The organism is Dyadobacter sandarakinus (genome assembly GCF_016894445.1).
GTDB classification, from domain to species: Bacteria; Bacteroidota; Bacteroidia; order Cytophagales; family Spirosomataceae; genus Dyadobacter; species Dyadobacter sandarakinus.
Genome location: NZ_CP056775.1, coordinates 1,321,414 through 1,335,092, shown reverse-complemented (window position 1 = coordinate 1,335,092; position 13,679 = coordinate 1,321,414). Strand labels below are relative to the sequence as shown.

The window sequence follows — 13,679 nt, the reverse complement described above, 5'->3', positions numbered from 1 at the left end:
GCTAAATGACCGTCCCTCCCAGCTCCACAAGCAACTTCGCAAGCTCATCCAGCTTCTTCGTTTTTACCGCCGAAAGTAGCTGATCAGTAGTCGCTTCGGCCGTGAGCAGCGCTTCATTCAGAACGCGTTTTCCGGCCGTAGCGAGCTTCACATAGGACACCCTGGCGTCCCGGCTATTGGCCTCACGTTTGACCATACCCAATTTTTCCAGGGGCGTGAGCATACGCGTGATTCCTGACGCGGTTAAACCGGTCTTTTCAGCAAGGTCCGTACGTCTTAATTTTTCATCCGGCGCCTCCGCCAGATGTACCAGAATCATGAATTCATTCAGGCTTACACCATGGTTTCCCAGGCGTGCATCAAACTTCTTGGCAGTGAGCGCCTGGATCATTGTGAGGTTAAGAAAGACCTTCAATGCAGGAGATATTGTTATCATGAGTTTGTATTGTATTTGATTTCTATTTGAGATGTATTTGAGTTATCAAGTATTATACAAATATAAAAGCTGCTATGGATTCTGCAAGGGGCTTTTTTATGTAAATAGAAATTTGTCAGCTTGAATGAGCGCGGAGCAGCTGACGATAACTGTTGAGTATTGCAGACTTTGAAATGAACCCGAGAAACTCACCGGTTGCCTTGATCACAGGCAGGTTCCAGGCGCCGGTTTCATCAAACTTGCGGATGACGGTAACCACGCTGTCGAAGTCGCTGATTACGGCGACGGGTGGTTTCATCAATGCTTCAATGTCCAGCATTTGTTCGGCCTGAGGGCTGAAAAAAAGCGGCCGGATATCGTCCAGCGAAATGATGCCGAGAAGCTTGCTTTTATCGTCGATGACCGAAATCATATTCCGCCTGCCGCTCCTTACCAGCTCCACAAGTTCGTGGGGGCCGGCATCTGCCTGGATCACCTGAACATCCTTATCGATCAGGTCGAGCACGTGCAGGAGCGACAGCAGGTTTCTGTCGTGCTCGCGTGTAAAAATCTTCCCCTGCTCGGCAAGCTTCTGCAGGTCCGGAGATACGGATGAAAACCATTTTACAATCAGGAACGACATGACTGAGACAATCATCAGGGGAATGAAAAGATCATAGCCGGAAGTGGATTCTGCAATCAGAAAAATGGCGGTCAGTGGAGCGTACAGTACCCCCGCCATCACACCTGCCATACCTACAATCACCAGGTTGCTCACCGGTGCCTGTATGAATCCGAGTTGAAGTGAAAGCAGCGCAAACGCATATCCGAGCAGACCGCCGGCGAAAAGTGACGGTGCAAAATTCCCCCCGTTACCGCCGCTGAAAATGGTGATGGAAGCGGAGAATGCTTTGAGCAAACAAACGATCGTAACAAACACAAGAACGACCCATTCGCGGTTACCGATGAACCGGAAAAAACTGTTGGCAATTACCTCCTGCATCTGCCCGTTGATGATGGCTTTGATGGTATCGTACCCCTCACCAAAAAGTGGAGGATACAACACGCAGAGTACGGAAAGTATGGCGCCACCCAGCATTGCTTTGCGGATGCGGGTCATTTTCAGCCGGTGGAAAAACTGGTCGATCTCGCGGCTGATAACAACAAAGTAGCGCGCATACAAACCGCAAAGAACACCGAGGACGAGGTAAAAAGGGATGTTATGGTAGTCGAAGGGATTGCGTGTGGAAAATTGGAAAAGTACATTTTCCTGCAACAGTATTTTGGATACAAGACTGCCGCATACGCCCGCCACGACAAGCGGAATGAAGTCCGAAAAAACAACGCCCGTCAGCAGGATTTCAAACGCAAACATGACGCCCGCAATGGGTGCATTGAATGCGGACGCAATGCCGGCAGTAGCACCTGCGGCGAGCAGCAGCGTGCGCTCCCTGTATTCAAGCTTGTAGGTTCGAGCGAAGTTGGAACCGATCGCCGAGCCCGTAACCGCTATCGGACTCTCGAGTCCTGCCGACCCGCCGAGCCCGACCGTAATGGCACTCTGCACAATCTGAGAATACATCTTTACGGAAGAGACAACGCTTGAATTCTGGGCGATTTCATACAGGATCGCAGGGATTCCTTTTCTGTCCTGCCCATTGAAAAAGAAGATGACCACAAGCGTAGTAATGACGATCCCGAGGAAAGGAAACAGGCCGTAAAATAGCAGCTGCTGTTCAAAGTGGACCTTGTAGGTAATGACGTAATGGATGTAATGTACCAGGGACTTCAGCAGTACACCTGCAAGCCCGCAGGTGATGCCTACCAGGATACCCGAAAGGATCAGAAACTGCGAACGCGTCAGGATGCTTTTGAGCCAGAAGAGCACAATCTCATAACTCCTTGCTTTGCGGAAACTGTAACGAAGGAAGTTCCGGCGGAACTTAAGAAAGCTGTAAAATTTCTTGATACTGCTGTTGTCCACAATAAGGAATTTTCCGGCAGAGCCGGGTTTGCAATGCATGAAAGATGTATTCCTGAAAAGGCAGCAATTTACGTACCTGTCGCCGGCATTGAACCAGGAAAACAAAAAAGCCCGTTGAAAACGGGCCTGAAAAGAAATTTATATAAGGATCAATTGGCGCGTGCAAGCTGCACTTCAAGCCGGATGTCCACATTACGGTCATTGTTGCCGTAGCGCGAGTTGTAGCCGCCTGTACCAATGCCCACGCCCATGCCACCACCCATACCCATACCGCCACCCAGACCGATGCCGATCCTGGGACTGAATCCGGATTGGGATGATTGTCCGTCCACTTTAATGGCAATGCCCAGCACGGAAGTTGCCGATGGCTTCGTGTTCAGAGCGCTGAAAGGAATCGCAACCTGCTCGGTCAGCTCACCGTCGCGATCCATGGCAATGTGTGATTTGATACTGTTGTCAGGTGCTACCAGGTTGATGATATGCTGCCCGTCACGATCCTTCCAGACAGCCTCCTTGTTGTAGCTGTCAAGCAGCAAACCAAGTCCCAAACTGTTAGGCATATCGGTCTCGATGCGGCGCAATGCCTTACGGTCTTCTTTCATCACCACGGGAAATGTCAGGGCATAACCATCTTTCTTCTGACCTTCGGGACTGAAAGAGAGTTTGAGTCCACTGGTCAGAATGCTTTGAATCGTTGTCGGATCCTTGGTTTTCAGTGTAAGGTAAATGTACTGATCATCATTAATGATGCCGTACTTCAGCCGCGAACGCTGGTCCTGCCGGTCGGGCTTTACCTCATCCGCATATGCGAAAGGTGCATTCCATTTGGATTCGTAGGGTACTGTTTTCGAGGAGCTGCAAGCTGCTGCCAAAGTGAGCAGCAGCAGCCATTTACTGGATATGATTTTCATTTTGCCGGTTAAATTCCTGGATTTGATCAACAGTATAAACGCAAACTGCTGAACAATCATTACGGTAATCCCGAACATTATGTTGCACAATGGCTCTTCCGGGTTTGCCTAGGCATTCAGCGAAAGCAGATGGTTGATCTTATTGTGCAGCTTTTCGGGCTCAAATGGTTTTGAGAGTGCATCATTCATCCCGGATTCAAACGCCTGGCGCACTTCTTCCGGCAGTACCGTCGCCGAAAGCGAAAGAATGGGAGTTGTCACAGCAAGTTCCTGCCGGGCGTACCTTGCAGTCTGAAATCCATCCATTTCCGGCATGCGTGTATCCAGGATGATCAGGTCAAATTGCTGCTCGCGCAGGACGTCCACCGCGTCTTTCCCGTTTTCTACCAAAGTGGCCACAAGTCCCCAGGTACGCAGGTATTTTTTCAGCAGCAATGCATTCACCGGATTGTCCTCAGCAACCAGCACCCGCTGCCCCTCAAAGGTGGGCAGGTCCTGAAATGCGATGGGTGTACGGTTATCATTGGCTTTCTCCTGGCTTTCCTGCAGCACCAGCGTGAAGAAGAACTGGCTGCCGCCATTGAGCCGGCTGTTTACTTCAAGCTCCCCGCCCATCAGCCGGGTAAGCTTTTGTGAAATAGTCAGGCCGAGCCCGGTGCCCCCGTACTGGCGCGAGGTGTTCTCCGTGGCCTGTCCGTATTCAGAAAATATATTGGCGATCTGCTCGCTGCTCATGCCGATCCCGGTATCATTCACATGAAACTTGATCTTATGTCCCTGCTGCACTTCGGACACATATTCAAATTTCACCTGAATGTTGCCTTCGTGTGTAAATTTCAGCGCATTCCCGACGAGGTTCAGCAGGATTTGCGTCAGGCGCATACCGTCTACCAGTATGGAGCCCGGGATTTTAGGATCGATGTCGAGCCGGATTTCAAGCCTTTTCTCATCGGCCTTAAACTTCATCAGATCCACGATACCTTTCCCCAGCGACCGCAGATCCGTAGAAGCGGGTATAATCGAAAATTTACCCTCGTCGATCTTCGAAATGTCGAGGATGTCATTCAAAATGTTGAGTAAGGAACCGGAAGACTGCTGCAGCATTTCGAGCAGGTCGCGCTGCGACTGGCTCAGCTCAGTTGCCGAGAGCAGGTTACCAAGCCCGATGATACCATTGAGCGGGGTCCGGATCTCGTGGCTCATATTGGCCAGAAATGCTTCCTTCACCTTTCTTGCTTTTTCTGCCTGTGCCTGCGCGTCCATGAGCGCCCGCTCGTGCGCCTTGCGCTTTTCAATGTCATGCAGGTTCACAAAGAGCAGCCTGTTGCGGTACATGATACGGAGTTCGAGCCAGACTGGCTGGCGCAGGCGGCCGAAGAACCTGTCTTCGACAACAATGGTGTCGCCGCTTGCATAGGTACGTTTCACCAGCACTTCCCTCAGCTCCGAATTGAGCGGGTCCACCAGCAGGTCCAGGATCGTGCCGCCCGTCACATTGGCTGGCGAGAGGCCGAGAATGGTCTGGATGGATGGATTGATACTGGCGATCTTACCGGTCTCCGGCTCAACAGTCGCAATCATATCGGGTGAGTTGATCACGATGGTCGCGTAATTTTCGAGCAGCCTGTTTTTCTCGCGGATTTCTTTCTGGCTGCGTGCAAGCCTGATCAGCGAGTCAACCTTGGCATTGGTTATGTACGGGTCAAGGGGCTTGTAAAGGTAGTCGATTGCGCCTGTTTTGAGGCCGCGCACGGCATAGGTGGTCTCCTTGGAAATGGCCGTCACAAACACCACGAGGATTTCCCTCGTCTTGGGATTGGAAAAAAGGGTTTCTGCAAACTCAAAGCCATCCATGCCGGGCATTTGCACATCTACAAGCGCCACCGCAATTTCGTTTTCCCACACCAGTCTCAGCGCCTCATTGGGTGAGGTAGTGGCAAATATTTCTATATCGTCCCGGTTGAGGATCGCCCTTAATGATATCAGGTTTTCCTCCCTGTCATCCAGCAAAAGAATTTTCGTGTTTTCCATAATCAACGTTGAGCTCTAACTTAAAATACCGTTTACAGCTTCGAAGAAGTTTTCCTGTTTTAACAAAATATGTTTATCGCACCGTACCAGCGCCGCGGCGGGCATTCTGGGAAACTCGGCGGTTGCCGGGTCCTGGATATAAGTGGCATACCCTTTGTCCGCCAGCAATGCCAGCCCCTCCGCCCCATCGGCATTGGAACCGGAAAACAGCATGGCAGCCCGCACCGGAATGCCCGACACGGCTGCGGACACAAAGGTCGCATCAATGCTGGGTCTTGAGAAAAAGTCCCTGTCCGACCGGTCGCAGTAGAACCGGCTGTCGGGCCCTACGAGCAGGTGGTAGTCGGGAAAAGGAAAGTAAATGCAATCCGGCAGAATCGGGTCGAGATGGTAGGGTTCCTTCATGACTACATTCGTTTTGTTTTTAAATAGATCCGGGAGCGCATTTTTGCTCGATTTGCCCCGGTGTAAAATGAAAATCAATGCAAAGCTGAGCGGACTCCGCAGCTGCGAGAGGATTTTTTCAAAAAGTGAAAAACTTCCTGATGATCCGGCTATCAGTACGATACTCAGCGGTTCCATGACAGGTTCTATCATCTGATCTTCTGATAAATGTTGAGTGAACTGTCGATGATCCTGAAATGCTGCTCAATGCCCGAGTACCGGAGTGTTTCCCGTTTTCCCAGACAAAGAAAGCCCAGCATGCTCAGGCTGTCGTACAAAAGCCGGAATACACGCTGGCGAAGTTCCAGGTTGAAGTAGATCATCACATTGCGGCAGCTGATCAGCTGAAACTCGTTAAACACGCCGTCACCCGTGAGATCGTGAATTGAAAAAACGATGTTCTTCCTGACCTCGGGCGAGATGACCGCCTTGTTGTACGACACATGGTAGTACTCAGACAATGAATGCTTGCCCGCAGCAAGGAGGTAATTCTCAGAAAAAGTGCGCACATTGCCCAGCGTAAAAACACCTTCGCGGGCCGAAGCCAGCACACGGCTGTTGAGGTCTGTGGCATAAATGATAGACTTGTCCAGAAATCCGGCCTCCTTCAGCATGATCGCCATTGAAAATGCTTCTTCGCCTGAGGCGCATCCCGCAATCCACATGCGCACGGACGGATAGGATTCGAGGTAGCTGAATACTTCCGACCGCAGCCGTACGTAAAAGTCCGGATCACGGAACATTTCCGAATAATTCACCGTCAGTTCCTGGATCAGATCGTACACGACCTTGCCTCCGGGCCGGATATGCTCCATCAGCTGCTGCACGTCCATGGCTTTGCCGGTCAGGTACCTGCTGGCCCTCCGCAGCAGCGAGGGCCGCGCATAACCCGAGAAATCGAATCCCGATATTTCGTGAATTTTCCTGATGATCAGTTCCAGGTCCGAGTATTCGATTGTTACCATACGACTAGGCTGAATGTAACCACACTTTAATGAGTGAAAGTAGCTTGTCAATATCCACCGGCTTCGATATGTAATCGTTTGCACCTGCCGCGAGGCATTGTTCACGATCACCCTGCATGGCCTTTGCAGTGACGGCGATGATCGGCAGATTGGCCCACTTCCCTACCTGCCTGATCCGCCTTGTCGCCTCAATCCCGTCCATTTCGGGCATCATCACGTCCATCAGCACCAGCTCAATGTTCGCGGATTCTTCGAGGCGTGCAATCGCTTCAAGTCCGTTTGTAGCAATCTCGATGGTAAAGCCTGCTTCTTCCAGGACGGCACTGAGCGCAAAAATATTGCGCATGTCGTCGTCGGCAAGCAGGATCTTCCTGCCCACAAATACATGTTCGGCATGTACCACCGGATTGGCAAAAAACTCCTCTTTCGGCTCCGGCTTTCCATTTTTGGGCTGAATCTTTTTAAGAAACAGCTTCACTTCGTCCAGCAGGCGCTCATTCGATTTCCTGGTTTTCATCACCACGGGATGCGCATACTTCATCACGCGGCTCAGGTCGGCCTGCGACAAGTCCTCCGCCGTATTCACCACTACCGGAAGATGATCCCATTCCGGATTCTTTTTGATCGTATCGAGCAGGTCGAGCCCGTTCATATCAGCGAGCCTGACGTCCAGGATAATACCATCTACCGGCTCCGTCCGCAGGAGGTTTAGCGCCTCCTCGCCGGAGTAGGCATACAGGACAAGAATGTTGTTCTCGGCCAGGAAGTCGCCCACGTATTTACTTTGATAGGTATCGTCCTCGATCAGGAGTATACGCTGCTTTTCAAGATCTTTACCTTCCAGTTTAAGTAAATCAAAAATGCTCTCTGCCGATTTCTTGTTCACTGGTTTCTGCATAAAACCCACCGCTCCGTTCCGCAACATTTCTGTACTCTTATAGTCGCCCGAGGACACGGTATGTACAGGTATGAGCCTGGTACGGGTATCGGATTTCAGTTCCTGAAGTACCTCATTGCCCGACATGTCGGGCAGGTTCATATCCAGGATGATGGCCGTCGGACGGAAGCTGCGCACCATCGCAAGCCCGTCGCGTCCATTGTAGGCTACCGCGACATCGAAGCCGCTGGTGCGGGCTTTTTCCGACATATCGGCAGCAAATATTTCATCGTCCTCGATCAGCAGCAAACGCTCTTCCCGACCATCTTCCTGGGGTTTGGTGATCGAAACCGGCTTTGGATCGGACACTTTTACCGGCTCGGGTGCAACTTCCACGGCTTCCTCCTGTACCTCTTCCGTCACATTGGGGATCCACAGCGTAAATACCGATCCCTCACCAGGTGTACTTTTCAGAGAAATAGATCCGCCAAAAAGAATGGCCATTTCCCGGCTGATGGACAATCCCAGCCCGGTACCCCCGTACTTGCGGCTGGTTGAGCCGTCGGCTTGCTGAAAGGCTTCGAAGATTGACTTCTGCTTGTCTTCCGGAATACCAATACCCGTGTCGGCTACTTCAAAAAACAGGTCCTTGCCCAGGCTTCCTACGGAAAGTGATACCGTTCCGGGGGTCGATGTGAACTTGATGGCATTCGACAGCAGGTTCCGGATGATCTGCATCAGGCGGGTCTGATCAATGTAAAGCTGGTCGGGGCAGCTTTCCTGCTTTTCAACTTTGAGCGTGAGCCCTTTGTTTTCAGCAACCGTCTGAAAAGTGCTGCGTACTTCGTAGAGTACCAGGTCGGTTTTAACATTTTCCCGGAAGAGCTCTATTTTGCCCGATTCAACCTTGGCCAGATCAAGGATGTCGTTGATCAGCGTCAGCAGGTCATTGCCCGAATTATGGATCACAGACGCATACCGCTGCTCTTCGTCACTCAGGCGAGCACCCTTGTTCTCTCCCAAAATCCTCGACAGGATCAAGATACTGTTCAGCGGCGTACGCAGCTCATGACTCATATTGGCTAAAAACTCACTTTTGAACCGGCCGCTGCGTTCGAGCTCATCCGCTTTCACCTGAACCTGGTCGCGGGCCTCTTCAATGGTTTTCTTCTGCTCTTCCAGCATTACCGCCTTTTCTTCCAGCTCCGTATTGATCTGTTTGAGCTCTTCCTGCTGCACGCGCAGCTCTTCTTCCGAAACCTGCAGCAACGAGGTCTGCCGGGTAAGCTCCTCATTGGTCACCCGCAGCTCTTCCTGCTGACTTTCGAGTTCCTCGGCCTGCAGCTGTGTTTTTTCAAGCAGCTCAATGGCGATTTGCCGTGACTGGGCTGCCATCACCGCCACCCCGACATTGTCAGAGATCATGTCGAGTAGCTTGGCTACTTTTTCGCCCGGGTCGCTGAGAAATCCAAGCTCTATCATTGCCACGATCCGGTCGTCGTGCACTACCGGCTTGATGTACACGAATGCAGCTTTTCCCCCACCCGTCCCCGAGCGGATCGCCAGGTAGTCGGGTGCTACTTCCAATTTTTTGACCCCTGCATGCGCTTCCGTCAGCTGACCAAGGATTCCCTCTCCCGACTGGATGCTGAGTGGGATCTCACGGGCCTCGTCCACGCCGTATTTGCCCGTAAGCACGAGACTATCCCCGGTACGGTCAATCGAATAAATAACGCTCACAATGGAGCCGGTCACTTCCGCCATCCTCGACAGCAGGCGTTCGCTCAGCTCTACCTGCGTAGGTATGCCGCGAATGGCGGTATTGACGTCTGCCGCGGCATTGAGGATCCAGTTTTTTATCTGATCTTCCATTGATAAGGCTTCCAGCCGCCGGTTGGCTTCCAGAATCTCCTTTTCCTGGGCGATTTGCGAGAGGTATGTTTTTCTGATAAAATAATAAAGCAGCAGGATGACCAGCAGGAATATGAGGCTGCCGCCTAAGATAAACTGCTTCGCCTGGTTTGCTTTCGCCGCAGCCTTTTGCTCACGCTCAACCAGCAGTTCTTCTTCCACATGCTCAATGCGGTTGAATTGGAACTCGATCTGGGAAGACAGGTTTCTGCCCAGTAAAATGATCTTTTTAATCGTGTCCGCATCGTAGTTACCCGATTTCAGGACGTCGTACTGGTGGGCCATGACATCTATCCTCGACTGCATGATGGGTGCGAGCGTATCAATGCGGCTTACCTGTGTAGGGTTGTCGGCCACGAGCGTGCGGAGCTTGTCCATCTCGCCGGGAATGGCGCCGCTGGCCTGGTGGTAATTGTTTTCAAATGCAGAGTTCCTGGTAATCACGTAACCCCGGATACTAGCCTCAGCTCTCAGCAACAGGTTTCGTACCGATGCAGACGAGCGCATCACTTCGCGGGTATGATCTACAAGTCGCGAGCTGGTTTCCTGAATGTTGATCGCGATGTAAGAAGTGAAACCCACGACAAAAACCAGAAAGATCGAGAAACTTATGCCAATGAGGACTTGCCTCTGAAAGGTCAGGCGCATAGGGCGAAAACAAGTGGTAGAATTATCCACAATAATACTAAAACTAATTCTATCGCCTTATATCTTATAAAATATGTTTTAAAATAGAAGGTTATGTAGTCGCTTAATCAAATAAATACAGCTTAATTCTGTACTTCTTCCACACTTCCGGTGCCCAGTGTCACCAAAACTCCATGCGCGAGCTTCCCGGAGTCCTGATAGGCACCTACAAGCTTCTTCATATGCCTGCGCGCATCGTCGGTGCCCGTTCCTCCGATAAAGGTAACAAAGGTCACAGATCCGTTCGCCTGCTGAACGACCCGGTCTATATGCAGCATTTTGCCGCCGGGAATCAGGAGCTCTTTATTGATCTGAACGTGGCTGTCTTCCTGATAAAGACGGCGGAGCACGGGATCTGAAAGGTAGCGGTGCACGTGCTCCCCTATTTCAATGCCTTCTTTTTTGATAAAAATACCCTCATCGGTCAGTCGTTCGAGCATATCGGGCAGGTCGGCCAAACTTCGCAGGCGGGTAAGCAGGTACTTTGTTTTTTGGAGCAGATCCAGGCGCGGCTCAAATGTTTCCACATCAAAAATACGGTCTGCAAGGCGTCTGAGGCGCAGTGATTCGGTACGATCGTTACTGAGTACCTCGCGCATATAGAAGGTTTCCGCCCCCGACTTCCGGTGGGCGTGCTGCAAGGTGCCGGCTCCCTGGGCCAGCACATACCGCGACAGACCTTCGTCCCAGGCAGGCGTCACATGCTCGCTGGCCAGGAAATCTTTCAGCCAGTGGTTTACCTGCTGTCCCGAGTCCCATTGTCTTTCTCTTTTCGCCAGAACATACAACCGCTGCACCGGCCGGGTAAATGCTACATACAGCAGGTTGAGATTTTCCACGAGGGTACGTGTTTTTTCATTCTGGTACTGGTCCGCTACCGGTGTATTTTCCAGATCCTTCACCACCGAAACCATCGAGCTCCTCAGCTTCTTACCGGGCTCGCCACTGCGCTGAAGGGCATCATCTTCCATATCATCCAGGTTCACCCATATCCGGTCGAGCCGTGCATTGGGCGATGTTTTCCACTGGGCATACGGCACGATCACCACCGGGTACTCCAGTCCTTTTGACTTGTGAATGGTTGTGATGCGGATCGCATCCGTTTCCTCGGGAATTGTTATGGAGAGCTTGTTTTTAGCATGCTGCCAGTAGATCAGGAAATCACCCAGGTGGTTCGTCTTGCGGTTTCCGAATTCAAGTACCACATCCAGAAAGCGGAACAGGTACTCACTTTCATACAGGCTTTCAAACATCCCGAAACGCTTCATGAGTGTTTCACTCAGCTCAAAAACCGACAGCTGCCGCAGCCTGAAAGCATTCAGCTGCACCTTCCAGCGGTGAAAGTAGGTAAGAAAACTATCCAGTCCCGGTGCTTCGCACAGCTGGCGGATCTGCTCGTACTCCCGTGCACTCGGGTTTTGACGTCTGATCACATGATGAAAAAGGTACGCAGCCTCATACCTGGCCAGGCGATTGTCGGATCCGTGCAGCACTTTCATAAAAGAGATCACAAAATGCACCGACCGGGAGTAACCCAAGGAAAGCGCATCGTCCGAAATGAGCGGAAAACCCTGTTTCTTCAACTCATTGGCAAGTGTAGTTGCCTCTTTTTTACGTCGGCAAAGCACGGCCAGGTCCCGCCAGTTATACCCGTGCTCTCTCATTTCGCGAACCAGCGCTACGGTCCTGCCTACAATCGGATCAGCCGGGCGGTCTTCGTCCTCCGTGCTGTCGGGCTCGTCGCCCATCTCTACGAATTCAATTTCCACATGCCCGCCGTCTTTAACCCCTTCGGGTATTTCCTGCTGAAAATGCTGGTCGTAAACGTCTTCAATGAGCGGGAACTCACCCGACATCTGCGCGGCAATGAATGCAAAAAACTGGTTGTTGAAGGTCGTAATCTCGCGAAAACTCCGCCTGTTTACACGCAGCTGGTTAATTTCCAGGAAGTATTCCAGGCTTTGCAGCCTTTCGAGATGAAATTCATTGTTGCCCAGCAAGGTGCCGAGCTGCACCATCTGGTTTTGCGATAAATGCAGGATCAGGTCCATATCGCCGCTGCGAAACCGGTAGATGGATTGCTTCGCATCCCCGACAACAAGATTAAAATATCCGCCCGCGAGTGCATTTTCCATCAATGGCAGGAGATTGGCAAATTGCAGCTTCGAGGTGTCCTGAAACTCATCCACCAGAATATGGTTGTACCGCTCGCCAAGACGCTCGAAAATGAAGGGCACCGGCTCCTGCGCTACGATCGCCGCTATTTTCCGGTTGAAATCTGAGATATGTACCTGGTTATTCTGGCGCAGCAGAGCGTCAAACTCTTTCCTGATTTCTCCGAGGAGCGAGAGGTGGTACATATGCCGGTCGAGCTGCTGGTACAGCAGTACTGTCCCGGTTTGCGACAGTCGGATGTTTTCAATCTGGTGAAAGTGGTTTTCAAGATCGTTCCGCAGCGCCTCTATTTCGTTCCTGATCAATGCGGGCGCTTTTGCACCGTACCATGTACCTTCACCGATGGTTTTGTAAACGTAGGAATTCGGTTCTGCCCAAAGCTTTTTTTCCTCCGAGCGTTCCCGGAAATATCCGTATATGCCTCTGCCGCTCTGGAAAAAATCCTTTTCAGCCAAAAAAGTCTCCTGGATCATCTGAAATGCACCTTTTGCCAGACGCGCGATTTTCTGCTCTTCGCCGCGCACGTACTCGCGCATTTGCTTGCGGATCGCAATCCAGTCCTCCATGCCGAGATCCTCTACCCGCTTCATCTCGAGGTAACTTTGCTCATTAAGCAAGGTTTCTGCCGTCTGGCGTATCTGATTGGGCAGGGTTCCCCAGCCTCTTCCTTCCTCGGCCTGCTCACGGTAGTAGCGCTCGACGATCGTGGTCAGTACGTCCTCGCCTTCCTCCCCGATCCTGGCCAGCAGGCGGTCAACCGCTTCATCCAGCAGGTCGCTGTCGAGTTGTGTTTCAAAAATAAAGGGGATGCCGAGTTCGTCGGTGAAGCTGCTCACCAGTCGCTGGGTAAACTTGTCGATGGTCATCACCGAGAAGTCTGAATACCGGTGCAGGATCTGCCGGAAAACCAACCTCGCGCGCACTGCCAGCTCCTGTGCTTTTTCCTGCATCAATATACTGTCTGCCTCCGCTCCGGGATGCAGCTCGCGCACGATATCCGCCAGCATTACAGGCATTGCGGCATTCGAAGCAGGATACTCCGAAAACAGCCGCAGCATGGTAAGGATGCGGTCCTTCATTTCGTTAGCAGCCGCATTGGTAAATGTAACTGCCAGTATATGTTTGAAATAACCCTCAGACTGTGCATTTAATGCCAGTTTCAGGTATTCCTTTGTGAGCGTATAGGTCTTGCCGGAACCAGCCGAAGAACTGTAAATCTTGAACACAGGGAGAAAGATGCTTTTTGTTCAAATTAAATAAAAAAAGCAGGTTACCCTGC

At 51.5% G+C, this 13,679-nt stretch carries 8 protein-coding genes; all 8 read right to left on the bottom strand.

The window, feature by feature from the left end:
* Position 1 precedes the first annotated feature (1 nt).
* Positions 2-436 (bottom strand): MarR family winged helix-turn-helix transcriptional regulator, encoded by a 435-nt coding sequence (locus HWI92_RS05380; RefSeq protein WP_204661380.1) that lies wholly within the window; start codon positions 434-436, stop codon positions 2-4.
* A gap of 115 nt (positions 437-551) precedes the next feature.
* Entirely contained in the window at positions 552-2,438 is a 1,887-nt protein-coding gene (locus HWI92_RS05375) for a chloride channel protein (protein WP_204661378.1), read from the bottom strand.
* A 110-nt stretch (positions 2,439-2,548) separates the two neighbouring features.
* Positions 2,549-3,310: a DOMON domain-containing protein gene (locus HWI92_RS05370; protein ID WP_204661376.1), complete on the bottom strand. Its 762-nt coding sequence runs from the start codon at positions 3,308-3,310 to the stop codon at positions 2,549-2,551.
* 108 nt (positions 3,311-3,418) lie between these two features.
* Positions 3,419-5,341 (bottom strand): response regulator, encoded by a 1,923-nt coding sequence (locus HWI92_RS05365; RefSeq protein WP_204661374.1) that lies wholly within the window; start codon positions 5,339-5,341, stop codon positions 3,419-3,421.
* Positions 5,342-5,356: 15 nt separating this feature from the next.
* Complete coding sequence (locus tag HWI92_RS05360; protein WP_204661372.1) at positions 5,357-5,938, bottom strand: chemotaxis protein CheB; 582 nt, start codon at positions 5,936-5,938, stop codon at positions 5,357-5,359.
* Positions 5,935-6,750: a CheR family methyltransferase gene (locus HWI92_RS05355; RefSeq protein ID WP_204661370.1), complete on the bottom strand. Its 816-nt coding sequence runs from the start codon at positions 6,748-6,750 to the stop codon at positions 5,935-5,937. Before HWI92_RS05355 ends, HWI92_RS05360 begins: the two co-directional genes overlap by 4 nt.
* 4 nt (positions 6,751-6,754) lie before the next feature.
* Positions 6,755-10,186 carry a response regulator gene (locus tag HWI92_RS05350; protein WP_204661368.1) on the bottom strand — a complete coding sequence of 1,144 codons (3,432 nt, stop codon included), beginning with the start codon at positions 10,184-10,186 and terminating at the stop codon, positions 6,755-6,757.
* A gap of 122 nt (positions 10,187-10,308) precedes the next feature.
* Complete coding sequence (locus HWI92_RS05345; protein ID WP_204661366.1) at positions 10,309-13,626, bottom strand: UvrD-helicase domain-containing protein; 3,318 nt, start codon at positions 13,624-13,626, stop codon at positions 10,309-10,311.
* Positions 13,627-13,679: the final 53 nt, after the last annotated feature.

Bases quoted from the DNA above. Each gene is read 5' to 3' on its own strand.
- HWI92_RS05370 (WP_204661376.1), bottom strand. From the start codon at position 3,310: ATGAAAATCATATCCAGTAAATGGCTGCTGCTGCTCACTTTGGCAGCA.
- HWI92_RS05365 (WP_204661374.1), bottom strand. From the start codon at position 5,341: ATGGAAAACACGAAAATTCTTTTGCTGGATGACAGGGAGGAAAACCTG.
- HWI92_RS05350 (WP_204661368.1), bottom strand. From the start codon at position 10,186: ATGCGCCTGACCTTTCAGAGGCAAGTCCTCATTGGCATAAGTTTCTCG.
- HWI92_RS05380 (WP_204661380.1), bottom strand. From the start codon at position 436: ATGATAACAATATCTCCTGCATTGAAGGTCTTTCTTAACCTCACAATG.
- HWI92_RS05355 (WP_204661370.1), bottom strand. From the start codon at position 6,750: ATGGTAACAATCGAATACTCGGACCTGGAACTGATCATCAGGAAAATT.
- HWI92_RS05360 (WP_204661372.1), bottom strand. From the start codon at position 5,938: ATGATAGAACCTGTCATGGAACCGCTGAGTATCGTACTGATAGCCGGA.
- HWI92_RS05375 (WP_204661378.1), bottom strand. From the start codon at position 2,438: ATGCATTGCAAACCCGGCTCTGCCGGAAAATTCCTTATTGTGGACAAC.